Genomic DNA, 16,466 nt, shown 5'->3' on the forward strand with positions numbered 1-16,466 from the left:
GTTATCCTCCTTTATTCATCTTCAATTTAAGATCTCACGCGAGGATTTCGACCATTTAAAAAGGGAAATAACAAAAACGTTCTGGACTAGGTGGAAGGAGTTCAATCAATGATATGCTAGGGGAAGACCCGTCTCATGTCCCTGGGGAACGGGATCGTGTCTCGTATATGCTCCAGCCCCAGCATCCACATGATCACCCTTTCCACCCCTAAACCAAAGCCGCTGTGAGGTACAGTTCCCCACCTCCTCAGATCCATATACCAGCTATAGTTGTCTGGATCCAGTCCATCGTCATGTATTCGCTGTAGCAGCTGATCGTAATTGTGGACCCTCTGGCCTCCACCGATGATCTCCCCGTATCCCTCCGGCGCCATCAGGTCTCCAGACATTGTTACCTCAGCACGGTCCGGGTCAGGCATATGGTAGAACGGCTTGATCCCGCTAGGGAACCCGATGACCCAGAACGGTGAGTCGAACTTGCGGGTCAGGGGGCCTTCCTGCTGCCAGCCGAAGTCGTCCCCCCACAACATCTCCACCCCCTCTCCTTGCACGAGCTCTACCGCCTCATCGTAGCTGATTCGGGGGAACGGCGCATCCAGCTTCAAGAGCATCGACGGGTCCCGACCGACCCGCCTCACTTTCTCCGGAATCTCATTCGCGAGCGTATGCGCAATATGAGTTACCAGGGCGTCCCCGGTGCGCATGATCCCCGCTAGATCCGTCCAAGGCTCTTCCACTTCTAGATGCCAGAACTCACTGAGATGCCTCCGGGTCCTGTGCGGTTCCGCCCTGAAGCTCGGCGCGATGGTGTAGATCTTACCTAGACTGCTGATCATCGCCTCAGCATAAAGCTGCCAGCTTTGGGTGAGGTAAACCCCCTTTCTCTCAAAATACTCCACGTTAAACAGCGTAGAGCCCCCCTCTACACTTGCAGTCATAAAGCTGGGGCTCTGGGTCTCGGTGTAGCCCTGATCTCGGAACCAGTCCCGGGCAGCCTCCATAAACTTTGCCCGGATCTGGAAGATGTTCTGTAGCCTAAGGTCTCTAACATAAATATGCCTGTTGTCAGCGAGGAACTCCACGCCGTGCTCCTTCTTCACAAGGGGATAGTCAGCCTTCGCCGGGTAGATCGCACCGGTCCCTGACACAGAGAGCTCCCAGCCCCCGGGGGCTCTTCCGTCCTCCCGGATCATCCCTGAGAGCTCCAGAGCAGACTCCAGGGGAAGATTCTCCAGCGTCCGATAAAGTTCATTCTCTATTGCCTCCCGCCTTACGGTACACTGAAGGAGGCCAGATCCATCTCTTAGCAATATGAACATGATCCCCCCGCTGCTCCTGCTGTTATTGATCCAACCTCTTACCGAGGTCTCCCCTGAGATCTTACCGGAGAGGACATCAGCGACGCTTACGAAAACCATTCTAGACCAAACACTCTTCTAGAGTGGATATTAATGACTCTTTTCCTGGGAGCCCCGAAAGAAACCTCCAAGTCTTCATCCACAAACGAGTTATAATGAGGGGGCGATGTACGTGCGATACAACCCCTGTCAGGCAGGGAGAGTCTTCTTATTTCAAAACTCTGAAGGTCTGGAACTCTCCTCTCGGTCTTTGCTTGGAAACCTCGACTCCCCTCACGATCGCGAGAGGTGGTCCCTTATGGCACCACCTAATGAACTCCTTAATATTTTCCTCATTCCCCTCTACGACAGTTTCAACTCTCCTGTCAGGGAGGTTTCTCACCCAACCCTTTAGCCCCAGCTGCAGTGCCTGGTTCACTGTGTTCCTGCGAAAGTAGACCCCTTGGACCCGCCCTGAAATGTAGATATGAGCTCTCATCTTGTCAGATCCAGCGCGTGCGGTCCCCTCTGAGAAACTCTCCATCGCCGTTTGACCGTACCTAGTTTTATTCTAATCTAATCCGTGATTGAGGCGATCCATGACGAGTACTTTTCTTGGTATCTCTTCTATCCTTGCTATCTTAGCAAGTCTTGCTATAAATGCTATATCCGGAAATACTATTGCAAACGAGATGGTTTTTCTTTTTGGATCGGGAGATATCTCCTCCATTTTGATACACCACTTAATGAATGTAGATTATAAATAAAAAATAGACTTATTATGATCTGTTTATAATAGTAACTCAGTCATAAATAGTAGGCTCTGGCATCCCTCTTCTAGTACAATTAGGAGTCATCCACGTCGATCCTGACGCCCCGGTCCCTCTCGAACCTAATTGTGAGTCTATTGAAAGTGGCCTCGTAGATCCTGATCTTCCCATACCTCTTCTCCTTGAGGAGCCCCAGCTCCCTGAGGGCCTCTAGATGACGCTCTACGCTGGTGTAGTTCATTCCTGTGCGCCGTCCTACCTCGCTGATGTTCATCTCCCTGGTCTCCGAGAGGACGCGTAGGACCCGGACCCTGCCTCGGGAGCCTATGAGCGCCTCAACCTCGATCTTATTATCTCCCAATGATCTTCACTATCCTCTTCTCAAGCTCCCCGGCCGGCATTTTTTGGAGTCCAATGAGCTGGGTTCTCCCCTTCTCTGAGGCGTTGAGCTCCGTCGAGATGGCTCCGAGACTGCTCAACGCGTTAAGGTACTTCCAGAATTGGGTGTGTCCTCTAGGCTCCTCCCCATACTCCTCACAGACCACCCTGTAGCTCGTCTCCGCTTCCCCCGTTGTCGCCTTAGCCTCTCGGTTGTGGAGGAAGAACCGAGCGATCCCCAGGAGGGTGAGCTGCTCATGGCGACTCATCCCCCGGAGCTCCTCGGGCCTGATTGCTGGGAAGAGGCCTGCCGCGGCCTTCCGGACGTGCTCTGGAAGCACCTCCTGGGAGTACAATATGTTAGCGTGCATCCCCGATCCATAAAGGAGGTCAATAGCGTATCTAGCATCCCCTCTTTCTGAGGCGGCTAGTTCTCCAATGAAGTCAATGATATTCGGGGACATCGCGCCAGGTCTGAACGCCCTCTCTACTCTGCTAATTATGATGGCTGAGAGCTGGGAAGTGGTGTACTCCGACATCCGGATCACGTTCCTCTGGAGAGTGCTTAGGGTGCTTCTGTCTAGCTTCCTGAAGATCTCCGAGCTTTTGGAGATGAATATGATGCTGAGGCGTCTCGGCCCGTCCAGCCTCTCTTCCTGGACCCTGCTGAGATTGTAGATGGCGTCCCCTCCCTCTTTCTCGATGAGGGCGTTCACCTCATCAAGGCAGAGTACGAGCTGGGTGTCCTCCTCATCGAGGATTTTCATCAATGTGTCCAAGATCTCGTTGGAGGAATATCCCCGGTCGGGGAAATTGGGACGGAAGCGCCTCAACGCCCTCTGAAGTACCATGAAGAGGCTTCCGCGGCTCTCCCGACAGTTGACATGAACGTACTCGGCCCTTACTCTGCGGCGCTTCGCCTTTTCGAGGAGATCGAGACCGAATCTTTGGGCCAGGGCTGTCTTACCGCTCCCGACTCCCCCGATGATGAGGGCCCTTTGGCTCATCTCATAGGGGGCATCCACAATGAACTGGAACAGACTGGAGAGGAACTTAGCCTCGCTATCTCTATGTATTAGTCTCTCGGGGACATAGTTGAAGTCTAGAACCGTCTTATCAATAAAGACGCTTTTGAAACGGCTCATGTTCTCTCCAACTTTGGAGTCTTTCAGTCATCAATTTATATTTTGTGTCCGTTCTAGCAGACTGTATGAGGAGGGGTGGGTGAAAGTACTCTTCAATCCAGAAAAAAATGTATATTGTTTCAGATTCGCTATATCTCAGGTAAGCGACCTTAAAATAGGCGTTTCGAGACAGATACTAGTTAACCATTAACTGTGGGGAGCGAATAACATGTGCGGAATTTTTGGTGGCGTACTCAAGAAAGGGGCGATCGCCCCTCTTATTCACGACGGTCTCAAGAGGCTAGAGTACCGAGGATACGACTCGGTGGGCTTCGCGACCATAGATGCTGGTACACTCCAGGTGAAAAAGGACGCGGGGCGCATTGACGACGTCGTTCGGAGGCTAAAGATGAACAACATGCCAGGCTCGATGGGAATAGGTCACACACGGTGGGCCACCCACGGAGCCCCAGAAATGGTGAACGCCCACCCTCATACGGACTGTAATGGGAACCTTGCCGTCATCCATAACGGGGTAATAGAGAACTTTATGGAGCTTAAAGAGGAGCTCCTCAACAAGTCGCACATCCTCAAGTCTAGGACTGATACCGAGATAATCGCCCATCTCATTGAGGAGGAGCTTAAAGGTGATATATCCCTCCAAGAGGCAGTTCTCAAATCCATCAGACGCCTTGAGGGATCCTACGCCATCGCTGTGATATCCACCTTGGACCCTGGCAAGATCCTAGTAGCTAGAAACGAGAGTCCACTTGTCCTAGGGGTCTCCAAGGACGGTACTTACTGCGCCTCTGACGTCCCTGCTATGCTTCCTTACACCAACCAAGTGGTTTACCTCAGGAACGGGGAGTTCGCGATACTAGACCAGGACGGATACGAGATCCGGCTGGTGAGTGACAGCACCGTTGTGGAGCGGAGCCTTGAGGAGATCACCTGGTCCCAGGAGATGGCCGAGAAGCATGGCTACCCCCACTTCACGATAAAGGAGATCAATGAGCAGCCTACCAGCCTTAGAGGTGCTCTGAGGCTTCAACCACAATACTTGGGTCTCCTCACAGCACTCCTTGATAGGGGGAGGGAGGTTTTCCTTTTAGCTGCAGGTACCTCTTATCACTCATGCATTGCAGCCTCCTATATGTTCTCTAGGCTCGCCCGGATAACTGCCTTCCCCGCTATCTCTTCAGAGTTTATCGAGCAGTACGGATCATCCGTTGGAGTTGATTCCGTCGTTCTCTGTGTGAGCCAGTCAGGTGAGACATATGATACATTGAAGGCTATTGACTATGCCAGGATGAAGGCGAGCACTGTCCTCGGCATCACCAACTCCGTAGGGTCAACTCTTACCAGGGTATCCAGGGCCTATATTATACAGCAGTCGGGCCCAGAGATTGGAGTCGCCGCCACCAAGACCTTCACCTCCCAGCTCATGGTTCTCGCCCAGCTAGCTCTTAGACTAGCTCTGATGAAAGGAAAAATATCTCAGGACGAGGGAGACGACTTCAGGGAGAACCTTCTAAGGATCCCCGATGTGGTGGAGGAGACGCTTAACCGAAACAAGACGCACGTCATGGACCTCGTTGATAAATACGGGGGGGAACAGCTTTTCGTGTTCCTCGGGAGGGGGATAAGCTCTTCGACAGCCCTCGAAGCAAGGCTGAAGCTCCTCGAACTCACATATGTGCCCTCCCTTGCTTACCCGGCGGGTGAGAGCAAGCATGGTCCCATAAGCATTATTGAGGAGGGGGTCCCCGTGATATTCCTTTGCCCGAGGGGGGAATCTCGGAAGGGTATCGTGGGAGGCATCATGGAGATGAAGGCTCGAGGAGCCCGGATTATATCGGTGTGTGAGGAGGGGGATCATGAGATCATAGGTCTTTCCGACGACGTTATCGAAATGCCCAAGGGGATAAAGGACATTTTCTCGCCGATACCATATGTGGTGCCTCTCCAGCTGTTTTCGTACTACTTGGCTGTTCAGAAGGATCTGGATCCCGACATGCCCCGGAACTTAGCGAAGAGTGTCACAGTCCCTTAGAGTGCTATTTAACAAATCTTGAGGGGGCTTTCTCGAAAGAGAGTTTGCACCTTTCTTTGCAGAAAAAGTATCTTTTTCCCTCGTGTTCGCTGGTCCATTTGGCCGTCTCTTCGTTCACGGTCATCCCACATATCGGATCTCGCGCCATATTAGTTCGAATTGTGTACTTATCGGTGGCTTTCAAGTGTTTCGTATGGATGCGACTATTCCAAGGTAGTCTCTTTCTTCATTGGGCTGGATTGGTTTCAGTTATGACGCTATATGCGCTAATTTTCTATTGATTTACTTGAATAGATAGATTGCTTCTTCATAGCGGCGGGAGCCCCATCGGTAACCTGGAGGAATTCTCCGTATGGACTTATTCTCAAGCAATATTGATAGTTGGCGGTTTGCTTCTGCAATGCTGATCACTTTGTCCTTGAGAAGTTCAATAGGTACATCAATACCGAAGGGGCGTGCCGGGATGATATGGCGTGTCGCCTTCGGAGGGAATACACTCCCCGATATACTTATCTCGATGACATGTTTTTTTTGGATAGCGGGAGGGCAAAGCACGAATCCTGCCTCACGTTGTTTAAGCATCCTAGTAGCGTCCCTCTCCGTCTCGTAGCGTATAGTGTGACCTTTCCGGCGCAGCCATGCTTCTATGTTGGTTACAGTCGCAAAACCTGAGATGATCCCATTTTCATGAGTCGTCACCTTGTAGTAGCCCTCCTCTAACATCAGCATAAGACTCTCCCCTTCGCTGGCAGAACTTACCGTTCTGGTGACGACTCCGAGATCTCCAAAGTCGGTAATTATCTCCTCAATAGGTATCTGAGACAAGACGACCCTACACCAGCGGTCAATCTTGATCCTTGGGCTCATATAATCAACGAGGCAGACACACATGAACCTGCAGCCCATATTTTTTAAGACCTCTACCCTGTGCATACCATCGAGGACCACAAGGAACTCCCTGCCCACGATGACAGGAGACTTTAGGATTCCAGTTCTTTCGATCTCCGCGAAAAGCTCATCCACGTTTTTTTGGATCGTCTCCTCGTGGAGAAGTAATTTATTGATTTCGACTAAGGCGATATCTAGTTGGATTCCGTCACCATTAATGGTATATGAAACGGGACGGGAGGAGATCACATTGTTCAAGAGAATTAGGCTCTTGTAGTTATATGTATGATGAATGAAATGATAAAGACCGTTCCATCAAAAGAACTTAGATCTCTAGGGTCGCCTCGATCGTCATAATCCTGGTCACGTAGCCGGCGATCTTGTTTCTCAGCTTCTTGGATACATCCAAGCCGATCTCTTTGAGGAACTGCTTATTCGGCTCAAACTCCGTTGTGAAACTCCTCTCGTAATTATCGACGAGTTTATGGCTGATCCGTTTGATCATTTCTGTCCGTACTTTACCCAATTTAGTCACCTTGGTAGATATCCGGGTTGTGCGGAGATATGGAAACCTCCCCGGGTTTTAAAGATTACCGTTTGATTCGAGTTCTTCTCGCCACAAACATAGACAATGGGTAAAGAAACACTTTCAAAAATTAAAGTAGCGATCCTGATTAAATAAGGTAATCCTCCTCACAGGCATGAATGACTATGCATTTAATCCATGAATTGTATTAGAAAAATCAGATAGGATTAATTTTCTTTATTGGGGCTCTTATGTTCGATAACTTCCTATGGGGATATGTCTTTATGAAAGAAGCCTTTACCTGAGCCTCCTTGGGAAAATGGGCGAAAGAATTAAATATTTCCCAAGAAAAAACATAAAAATAGAAGGGTCTCAAATGACGAACGAAATTAAGGTTGCGCCGATGCATAAGCTGATTAAACGGGCAGGAGCAGCACGGGTAAGTGAGGAGAGCGCCACAGCCTTGGGAAGAGCCTTAGAGGAAATCGGTGTTAAGGTAGCTCAGGAGGCCATCGATTACGCTCGACACGCCGGTCGCAAAACCGTGAAAGCTAGAGACATTGACATAGCCGCTAACAAGGTTTTAGGTCGATAATATAATATACTTCCTATCTTGGGTCTGTGGATGATTTGCCATGCGATCAATAGAATGTGATATCGTAGTTGTAGGAGCCGGGCCTGCTGGGAGCCTCGCTGCACGAGTTGCAGCGGAGAACGGAGCCTCCACAATTCTTCTTGAGGAGCATCAAAGAGTGGGGCATCCCATTTACTGCGCGGAAGGTCTCAGCTTAGGAGGCCTTAAGGACGCGGGGATTGAACCGAAGCCTCCTGTCGTCTGCCAGGAGATAACTAGGGCGAAAGTCTTTGCTCCCAACAGAAACTATCTCGAACTTACAACCAAAAACTGGAAAGGTTACACCCTCAATAGGGAGGTCTTTGACAGCCTACTGGCAGAAATAGCGGTTGATGCGGGGGTTGATCTTTTCACTAGTACTAAAGCCACCGATTTGATCCAAAAAGATGGAATCGCTGTGGGTGTGAAGGCAGTCTCAAAAGAGGAGGAGTTCGAAATATCTGCAAAGGTAGTCATCGGAGCGGATGGGCATGCCTCCATGGTCAGAAGGAAGGCCGGCCTCGGTGAATGGTTCCCTGATGTCGTTACATGCGCTCAATATAAGCTTGGAGGCCTCAAACTCGAAGATCCAGGGGTTAATGAGTTCTACCTCGGAAGAGAGATCTCCCCGGGAGGATACGCTTGGGTTTTCCCAAAGTCAGCCGAGGTGGCCAATGTAGGCCTCGGAGTACGCAAGATCCATACCGAATCACCCATAAAATACCTTAAACGGTTTGTCGCGAACGACCCACGCTTCAAAGACGCTGAGATACAGCTGGTGAATGGGGGCATCTGCCCCGTTTCCGGTGCACTCGAAAGAGCCGTTAGCGACGGACTGATGCTCACCGGAGACTCGGCAGGCCAGCTTATACCCACCACCGGGGCAGGCATCCATTCCGGGTTAGAGTCCGGGAAAATGGCCGGAGAGGTCGCGGCTAAGGCTGTGGAGGAGGGAAACGTCTCTGCGGAGAGACTCTCTGAATACGAGAACCAGTTCAATAGCTACTGGGGAGAGAGGATCAGGAACAGCCGAAAGGTTGTTGAGATGTTAGACAAGTTCTCAGATGAGAATCTGAACACCCTCGCGAATGTCATAACCAACGAGGACGTGCTCAACCTCGCGAATGGCACATCGGTGGTTAGAACCCTTACGAAGGTCATAGCTAGGTCTCCCCGAGGGATAATTGGCCTGATGTCAGCCTATCTCGCGCAATAATCATAAAAAAACGAGTGCACGGAAATATGAGGGAACAAATCGATTTTCAATCTAAATTCAACTCTCTGTCCTCTGACAAAGGCGAAGTAATATCACGCGCGTAATGCACATAGTCTTCTTTGTTTATTCAATCTTTATCGCGCGCGTTTCCAATGACTTATTCCTTTTATTCGATTCGTCTACCCATTCCTAATTTTTCAGAGGGTCTGCGCGACCGGCAATATCTGGTAGGGGAAAAGGTTTGTTGAGAGACCTATTCCTCATAGCCGGCTGGTGGCTTGAAACCCCCAAATAGTCGTTTTGTCCTAGTTGCAAAGTCAATGGGGGTGGCGTCTTCTAGATAGGGCCCAATTATTTGGATGCCAATGGGCAAGCCGGAAGATGAGGATCCTATTGGTGCTACGGTAGCAGGGAGCCCGGTGAGAGTGGCGAAAGTGATCCAAAAGTAGATATCTTCATAGGTCCTTGGCCCCTCCGGAGTAGGAATCTCCCGTTGCCACTGTGGTTCGCTGTGATCATGAGGGAAAGCTGTGGTAAAAGAGGCGGGGAGGAGAAATACGTCATGAATCTCGAAGAATTTCTGCCAGGCGGCCTGGGCCTTCGCGCGGTCTGCCATGGCCTTATGGTAGAGCTTCATAGGCGCCGTCCACCCCAGGGCCATGAAGGCCTCGTGGCTACCGTCCTGGTCTTTGGCCCTCACCTTTAGCTCATTGAACTCCTCATCTTTGAGAAATGAAGCATAGACTGAGGCATGGAGGAACCTGTAGTTAATGTACTGCTTGACGGGGTCTACTCCTTGCGGCCATCCCTCTTCTAGAGTCGAAACCTCCCCCCTCAATTTATCTACTGCTACCCTGACGGCCTCTTTTACCTCTTTGGTCAAAGGGCAGTTAGGGTGGTCTAGGACGTATCCGATCTTGTACTCCGAGAGGGAACCATGTCTTGAGGTGGGCAGTGCCCAACTGTATGCCCTAGCCTCCTCTCTATCTGGTCCCCCCATCACTTCCAGGGCCAACTTGAGGTCCTCGGGGCACCGGGCAATGGGTCCCGCAACCGTTAGGAGGGGAGTGTGTCGCCGGGGAATGTGTCCACGATAAGGTAGGATCTTTATAGTGGGTTTGTGACCATAAAGCCCGCAGAAGATTGAGGGCACCCTGATTGAACCCCCAATGTCACTCCCCAGGGAGATGAAGCTAAGTCCTGCGGCAACTGCTGCTGCTCCGCCTCCTGTGGATCCCCCTGGGGTCATATCTAGGTCCCAGGGGTTGCTAGTGGTCCCAAAGATCTCGTTGTAGCTCTGCCAGTCTCCGGCGTAGACGGGGACATTAGTCTTCCCCAATATCACGGCGCCTGCACCCCTTAGGCGGGATACTGTTGCCGAGTCCTCCTTTGGGACGTATTCGGAGAGTTTCTCCGCCCCGGCGGTAGTTCGAACGTCCGCAACTTCAAAGCAGTCTTTTATTGTTATCGGGACGCCATGGAAGGGACCTAAGGATTCTCCTCTTGAGAAAGCCTCGTCTGCAGCTTTTGCCTGGGCTAAAGCCTCCTCCTTAGTGAACGTCACGATGGCGTTAATGGCCGGATTGTGCTTCTCGATGCGTCGGACAAGGTGCTCTGTGAGCTCTAGGGATGTTATTTTGCCATCCCTAATCATCTTTGCCGCGTTCTTAAGTGATGAGAAAGTGAGTCTTACTGCCATCAAACCTCCCATAATTTCACCAATCTCACCTTGCCGGTGAAAGTGATAAAATTATTCATGGCAGCAGTTGAATTATCTTTGATCCCCCATCAACTGGGGAACTTGTCCTTCTACTCCATAGACGGAGCTTCACTATATTCCCGCATCTGAGGGATACTTCGGAGAAACTTTCTCTTGAATCTAGTACGATGTGGCGGGTTAGGTTAGAAGAATAAAGTGATCAAGTTTCTCGCGATCTCTCCCGCGCATCAGCGCAACGAAAAGCCTGATCGGGGTTGATATCTTCATAGTGACGCAGTCGATCTAGTCTATCAGGTGCGCGATTTTAAATCTACTATAACATAGTTTTAATTAACTATTTGAATAAATTAACTGTGGCTCCATTTTTGTCGATTAGAAGTAGTTTTTCCCTTGAACAAGAATCTTTTTTATTACTGGGATGTAAAGAAGGGTGATAAAATACACCGAGAAGATTCAAGGTGCCAGGACAAAAATATGAGAGCATATTTATCAAAAATGGATTCATCCTTACCATGACCGGTAAGGGGGTAGGCATGGTTGAGGACGGTGCTGTCGCAATAGTGGGGGACCAGATAGTCGCCGTAGGTAAGACGAGGGATCTCGAAAAGGAACACCGAGGATCGGAGAAGGTCTTTAATGCTAGGGGGAAGGCAGTTCTCCCAGGGTTTGTGGATGCCCATGTCCATACTTCCAACACCATCAAGAGGGGTATGGGGCAGGATGTCCCTGAGATCGAGTGGATGCTTAAGACTGCCTCGCCTTTCACTCAATACACAAAGCCTGAGCACATAATCCGGGGCACAGCCCTTGGTGTCCTGGAGGAGATCCTATCTGGGACCACATGTATCGGGGAGATTGGGGGAGACCTGACCTCTGTTGCAGAGAAGGTCTTCGCCCCCTCTGGGGTCAGGGCCCATATGGCGAACACAATCAACGAGATCGGCGCCGGCTCGAGGCCAGACGCTCGGGAGCCCTACATCTTCTTCGAGGACATTGGGGAGAGGAAACTCCGTAATGCCATTGATTTCCTCGATAAATGGCACGGAGCAGAGGGAGGACGGATCACCTGCATGTTCAGCCCTCACGCAGCTGACATGATGAGCAAGGAGCTGCTTCTCAGAGTCAAAAAGGAAGCAAACAGTCGGGGGATGATGAGTCATATCCATGTAGCCCAGGGCGGGCGAGAGGCCATCCAGATCGACCTCCGATTTGGTACCACTACAGTCCAGTACCTTGATGATATCGGCTTCCTTGACGACACTATCATTGCTGCCCACTGCCATCAGACCACAGACGAGGAGGTTGCCATCCTAGCCGACAGAGGCGTTCGATACGCGAGCTGCCCTACGAGCATTGCTATCATCGACGGGATCACCCCACCCCTCGCACTCTACATTAAGCTGGGGGGAAAGAGCGCTGCAATCGGCTCAGATCAGGCCAACGGTAACAACTCTCACAACATGCTGGTTGAGATGAAAGTTGCCGCTCTCCTTAACAAGTCTAGGCACAGAGACCCCACTGTTCTTCCCTCTTGGAAGATGCTTAGGATAGCCACCATTGAGGGGGCCGAGACCATCGGTCTTGGAGACCGCATCGGGAGCCTTGAGCCCGGGAAAAAGGCTGACCTTATCCTCTTGGACCTGAAGGTTCCTCATATGACTCCTGTACTCTCCCGCCCCGTCAGGAACATCACCCCCAACATAGTCTATAGCGCCCGAGGCGACGAGGTGGAGACCGTGATCATCGACGGGAGAGTCATCATGGAAAACCGGGAGGTCTTCACCATGGATGAGAGGAGGGTGATCATGGAAGCTCAGCAGGCCGCTGAGGATGTCTGCAACGCAGCCACGGAGGATTATATGAAGGCGGACTCTCAACTTGCAAGGATGGCTAAAAGAGGCCTACTCTAAATCCCTTTTTTAACAATGGCCTAATATTTTAGCTTTGAACGTGCGCGTAACGGGTATAGAGATCCTATTTAATCTAGCCCAAGTTCCTAGGTCGTTTCCAGTCCATTGGAGGAACGACCGTTCGCACGTGCAGGAGGGAGAACGAAAGAGGGAATGTTTGAGTTTTGGATTATATGTTCTTTTCAGGGAGGCGCTTAGAGACGTAGGCTCCGTCCCTCGTGTATCCCCACTTGGCGTAGTACTCTTTTGTTCCTAGGGCGCTCATCACATATAGCTTCTTGACACCGTGCTCCTCTAATACGACTTTCTCTGCTTCTTCAAGTAGCCTCCTGCCCCACCCCATGTGCTGCCATCCCGAGTCGATGCGGGTGCCTACGGGGACCATCCGACCGTATACATGGAGCTCCCTAATGATTGCTGATAAAGGCCCCTCATCAGGCTGAAGAGGGCTGTCCGAGGGGATCCTGAGCCTGATGAATCCCACGAGGATATCCCCTCCTATTTCTTCCACGGAGATCAAGTGCTCGATGCCAGCTGAAGCCTTATAGGTCCGCTTCCTAACTTCCAGAGCTTCAGGAACATAGTCCCCACCATCCTTGTGGCCTACCTCCCTACAGCGGATGCAGATGCATCGCTTTCCTCGTCGATCTAGCTCCTCGTGTACTAGCTGTCTCAGGTTAGTCTTATCTACACCGGCTTTGATTATTGTGCTTGGAATGTCCCTCCCAACTCGCATTATCCTGACCCACGGGGGTACAGACTCCTTCATATCAGCAACTAGTTTCACTGCCTGAGCTGTCGTGAGGGGAATATAGGATCCATCTTTCCACCAATCGTAGAGCTTGGTCCCACAGAGAACCAGTGTAGGGTAGATTTTTATCATGTCTGGCTTGAAGGCCGGATTCTCCAATGTCTCTCTAAATCCGTCTAGATCCCTATCAGGGCTGGATCCGGGGAGACCCGGCATCATGTGATAACAGACCTTGAGGCCTAAGTCCTTAAGTAGCCTTGTCGCATCCATCACGTCCTGAACTGTGTGGCCCCTATTGACGAGCTCGTAGATATCGTTGTAGACGTTCTGGACTCCCAGCTCTACCCGGGTTACCCCGAGCCCCAGGAGCCTATAGATCTCTGCGGGATCCAGAGAGTCGGGGCGGGTCTCCACCGTGATGCCCACGTTGCGGACTGCAGCTCCCTCCGCGTAGGCCTTCGCCTCGGTCAGAGTGGATGAGCGTCTCTTGTTCAGGGCATCCAGGCATCCGTGGATGAAGAATTCTTGGTATCCAGGTGGTGAGGCCGGGAAGGTACCGCCCATCACGATAAGGTCGACCTTGTCCACCTCGTGACCAATCTTCCTTAGCTGCTCGATACGACCTGTCACCTGTTTGAATGGGTCGTAATCGTTCTGGGCTCCTCTCATAGAGGCCGGCTCCCGGCCGGTGTAGCTCTGGGGGGTCCCATCGTCAGGGCCGCCCGGGCAGTAAGAGCACCTCCCGTGGGGGCAAGCCCTGGGCTCAGTCATCGCAGCGACTACGTTGATGCCACTTAGTGCACGAGCCTCTTTTCTCCTTAAGACGTTGATAAGAAAACGTTTCTCCTCTGGATTGAGGGATGCTATGATCTCAGCGTTTCCCGGTATCCCAGGAAGGCTGTGTTCTCGGCTCACCTCTATCTTGATTCTCTCAACGTCCCTTCGGTTGGGGGAGGAAATGGCGAGAAGCCTTTCTATGATAAGCCTATGAGGGGTATCCAACTCGAAAATATCTCTAAGAAGGGGGCGTTAAAAGGTTAAAGGAGCTATCTTCTCCGACGCCTTCGTCCACGCTGGGAGAATGGGTCTGGGGCTGCAAGGACTCTCTTTTTGTAGTTTGATCTGTTTTTCCGCCTAGGTGGGAGTTGTTTTCGTACTATACCCACAATCTTGGGGGTTTGGGCCCGGACCTTGCCCGCTTTCGTAAGTGAGCCATGTGTAGGCATACAATTACCAAGAGTCCTTCAGTGCAGGGCTCTATAAACCTTTCCTGACCCAAAGCGCGTGATCGAAGTTCTCAGGATGGACGTGATGGGTTACTGGATGCCGAGGACAGGGGTCCTCCTGTGATCTTAATGCATATGTAGAAGCAGTTGAATAGGATGTTTACCTCAGTTTTCTATCGACCAAACCTATAATTTGAGATCATTAGTTACGACACGTGCAGTCCTAATGGTTCACCCTTACGATTTTCCCCGTCGGGTCCATTTTGCGGATGCCAAAGTCCTCTCTGATCTCCCGGAGCTTCTCCGAGTCGAAAACGGGGCCATCCATGCATACCCTGTAGGGGCCGATACCACAGCTACCGCAGAGACCGTGGGCGCACTTGATATACCTCTCCAGACATGCCTGGACGGGTATCCCCCGGGACTCAGCCTCGTCAAAGATGGAGACCATCATCAACTCGGGGCCGCACGTATAGACGATGTCGTAGCTACCCCTATCCATTAGCCTGACTGCGTACTGGGAGGAGAAGCCATGGAAACCAAAGGAGCCGTCATCTGTGGCGAGGAAAATACTGTCACCCAAAAGTTTCTCCAACCTGCCCCTGAATCCCAGATCCGCCTCGGTTCTTACTCCCAGGATAAAATCCGGTTTTATACCTCTTTCCATAAACGCCTCAGCAAGAGGAATAAGAGACGCTATCCCTGATCCCCCGGACACGATCAATGGCTGCTTTCCGATTAGCGTGAATCCTCTCCCAAAAGGCCCCCTCACGCCGATCTTCTCCCCTTTCTTCATGTTACATAGGATTTTAGTGGTGTCCCCAATCTCCCTTACTGTCAGAGAGGAGTTGCCCGCAGAGCTTATGGTTGAGAGGGACATAGGAATCTCTTCGCCTCCGGGTATCCAAATCATAGCGTACTGGCCCGGTATGGCCTTGGAACAAGCCTCATCCTCGAAGTAGAGGGTTACCATGTCCGGTGAATTACGCTTCACCCAGTTTATCGTAACCGTCCTCATAGTTTAGCCTCCTTTGCGAGTCCTACGATCTCACGGACACTTCTGAAACCGTTAGCCTCGAGATAGCCCTTGATCCCCCGGGTTAGTTCACTATAGACGCTGAAACCCCGCTCTCTAATCGCGGTTCCGACTTCTACTGCAGAGGCCCCAGCGAGCATGAACTCCACGGCATCTTTCCAGTTTGTGATACCACCGCAGCCTATCACGGGCACTTTAACGGCATTCGCCACGTCCCAGACGCATCTTAAAGATACTGGTTTCAGAGCGGGCCCCGAGAGCCCACCTGTTACATTAGTGAGGATAGGCCTCCTGAAATCAGTGTCGATGGCTATACCCTTGAGAGTGTTCACCGCCGTGATGGCGTCAGCCCCTCCTCTCTCAGCGGCCCTCGCGATCTCGGCTATATCTGTGACGTTAGGGGAAAGCTTCACGAAGACAGGTGGTTTGGAGACCTCCTTCACCGCCGCCGTGACTCTTTCTGTATTAAGGCAGTCTGCCCCCAGCATGCCCATCTCCTCTTGGACATTGGGGCAGCTGACGTTTACCTCTAGCGCGTCCGCACCTGCTTCGGAGAGGAGTTCAGCTACATCTCGGAAATCCTCTATGGATTCCCCGAAGAAGCTAGCAACCACTGGTACACCGTCTGCCTTGAGCGCCTTTATGGTTTCCACGAAATATTCGGCCCCTGGATTCGGTAACCCCATCGCGTTAAGAAACCCTCCCTCTACGATCACCATGGTCGGGTTTAGATGCCCTTGTCTGGCTTTAGGCCCTAAGCTCTTGGTTACTACGGCCCCAGCTCCTCCGTCGTAGACCCGCTTCAAGAGAGGCGCTGATATTCCCAAGACTCCTGCTGCATTCATGGTCGGGTTCCGCAGTCTTAAACCTGCGACGTCCACTGATAGGCTTAATTGGGACATCCTGTTGTCATCTACG

Annotated in this window: 17 protein-coding genes; 4 read left to right on the forward strand and 13 right to left on the reverse strand. The window is 51.4% G+C overall.

What is annotated here, in order from left to right:
• Positions 1–116: 116 nt before the first annotated feature.
• The 5 genes from asnS to QGG23_01030 all read right to left on the reverse strand — a co-directional run bounded on the left by asnS (position 117) and on the right by QGG23_01030 (position 3,630).
• Positions 117–1,418, reverse strand: coding sequence for an asparagine--tRNA ligase (asnS, locus tag QGG23_01010; protein ID MDP6048016.1), 1,302 nt, complete (start codon positions 1,416–1,418; stop codon positions 117–119).
• Between the two features lie 148 nt (positions 1,419–1,566).
• Positions 1,567–1,836 (reverse strand): acylphosphatase, encoded by a 270-nt coding sequence (locus tag QGG23_01015; protein ID MDP6048017.1) that lies wholly within the window; start codon positions 1,834–1,836, stop codon positions 1,567–1,569.
• A gap of 72 nt (positions 1,837–1,908) precedes the next feature.
• On the reverse strand, positions 1,909–2,067 hold the full coding sequence (locus QGG23_01020) for a hypothetical protein (GenBank protein ID MDP6048018.1): 159 nt from the start codon (positions 2,065–2,067) through the stop codon (positions 1,909–1,911).
• A 116-nt stretch (positions 2,068–2,183) separates the two neighbouring features.
• The gene (locus tag QGG23_01025) at positions 2,184–2,468 is read right to left on the reverse strand and encodes a winged helix-turn-helix domain-containing protein (protein ID MDP6048019.1); all 285 of its coding nucleotides are present in this window, start codon (positions 2,466–2,468) and stop codon (positions 2,184–2,186) included.
• Positions 2,458–3,630 carry an AAA family ATPase gene (locus QGG23_01030; GenBank protein MDP6048020.1) on the reverse strand — a complete coding sequence of 391 codons (1,173 nt, stop codon included), beginning with the start codon at positions 3,628–3,630 and terminating at the stop codon, positions 2,458–2,460. Before QGG23_01030 ends, QGG23_01025 begins: the two co-directional genes overlap by 11 nt.
• 208 nt (positions 3,631–3,838) lie before the next feature.
• Between QGG23_01030 and glmS the strand changes: the two genes are divergently transcribed.
• Positions 3,839–5,662, forward strand: coding sequence for a glutamine--fructose-6-phosphate transaminase (isomerizing) (gene glmS / locus QGG23_01035; GenBank protein MDP6048021.1), 1,824 nt, complete (start codon positions 3,839–3,841; stop codon positions 5,660–5,662).
• A 4-nt stretch (positions 5,663–5,666) separates the two neighbouring features.
• Here the strand turns inward: glmS and QGG23_01040 are convergent, their stop codons facing one another.
• The 3 genes from QGG23_01040 to QGG23_01050 form a co-directional block, all read right to left on the reverse strand.
• Positions 5,667–5,810 (reverse strand): YHS domain-containing protein, encoded by a 144-nt coding sequence (locus QGG23_01040; protein ID MDP6048022.1) that lies wholly within the window; start codon positions 5,808–5,810, stop codon positions 5,667–5,669.
• Between the two features lie 134 nt (positions 5,811–5,944).
• A complete protein-coding gene (locus tag QGG23_01045; GenBank protein MDP6048023.1) occupies positions 5,945–6,808 on the reverse strand; it encodes a hypothetical protein in 864 nt (287 codons plus the stop codon).
• 67 nt (positions 6,809–6,875) lie between these two features.
• Positions 6,876–7,076, reverse strand: a complete 201-nt coding sequence (locus QGG23_01050; GenBank protein ID MDP6048024.1) for a 30S ribosomal protein S17e — start codon at positions 7,074–7,076, stop codon at positions 6,876–6,878.
• A gap of 376 nt (positions 7,077–7,452) precedes the next feature.
• Here QGG23_01050 and QGG23_01055 point away from each other — a divergent pair, with 376 nt between their 5' ends.
• Positions 7,453–7,671: an NFYB/HAP3 family transcription factor subunit gene (locus QGG23_01055; GenBank protein MDP6048025.1), complete on the forward strand. Its 219-nt coding sequence runs from the start codon at positions 7,453–7,455 to the stop codon at positions 7,669–7,671.
• A gap of 40 nt (positions 7,672–7,711) precedes the next feature.
• Positions 7,712–8,905, forward strand: a complete 1,194-nt coding sequence (locus QGG23_01060) for an NAD(P)/FAD-dependent oxidoreductase (GenBank protein MDP6048026.1) — start codon at positions 7,712–7,714, stop codon at positions 8,903–8,905.
• Between the two features lie 253 nt (positions 8,906–9,158).
• Here QGG23_01060 and QGG23_01065 read toward each other — a convergent pair whose 3' ends face one another.
• On the reverse strand, positions 9,159–10,604 hold the full coding sequence (locus QGG23_01065) for an amidase family protein (GenBank protein ID MDP6048027.1): 1,446 nt from the start codon (positions 10,602–10,604) through the stop codon (positions 9,159–9,161).
• Between the two features lie 479 nt (positions 10,605–11,083).
• On the opposite strand from QGG23_01065, the gene QGG23_01070 reads away from it, so the two are divergent.
• Positions 11,084–12,535, forward strand: coding sequence for an amidohydrolase family protein (locus QGG23_01070; protein ID MDP6048028.1), 1,452 nt, complete (start codon positions 11,084–11,086; stop codon positions 12,533–12,535).
• A gap of 169 nt (positions 12,536–12,704) precedes the next feature.
• Here QGG23_01070 and QGG23_01075 read toward each other — a convergent pair whose 3' ends face one another.
• From QGG23_01075 to QGG23_01090, 4 genes are all read right to left on the reverse strand, one after another.
• A complete protein-coding gene (locus QGG23_01075) occupies positions 12,705–14,288 on the reverse strand; it encodes a tRNA uridine(34) 5-carboxymethylaminomethyl modification radical SAM/GNAT enzyme Elp3 (protein ID MDP6048029.1) in 1,584 nt (527 codons plus the stop codon).
• A 44-nt stretch (positions 14,289–14,332) separates the two neighbouring features.
• Complete coding sequence (locus tag QGG23_01080; GenBank protein ID MDP6048030.1) at positions 14,333–14,512, reverse strand: 30S ribosomal protein S30e; 180 nt, start codon at positions 14,510–14,512, stop codon at positions 14,333–14,335.
• Between the two features lie 223 nt (positions 14,513–14,735).
• The gene (locus QGG23_01085) at positions 14,736–15,530 is read right to left on the reverse strand and encodes a dihydroorotate dehydrogenase electron transfer subunit (GenBank protein MDP6048031.1); all 795 of its coding nucleotides are present in this window, start codon (positions 15,528–15,530) and stop codon (positions 14,736–14,738) included.
• Complete coding sequence (locus tag QGG23_01090; GenBank protein MDP6048032.1) at positions 15,527–16,450, reverse strand: dihydroorotate dehydrogenase; 924 nt, start codon at positions 16,448–16,450, stop codon at positions 15,527–15,529. Before QGG23_01090 ends, QGG23_01085 begins: the two co-directional genes overlap by 4 nt.
• Between the last annotated feature and the right edge of the window lie 16 nt (positions 16,451–16,466).

It is taken from the genome of Candidatus Bathyarchaeota archaeon, assembly GCA_030739585.1.
Classification (GTDB): domain Archaea; phylum Thermoproteota; class Bathyarchaeia; order TCS64; family TCS64.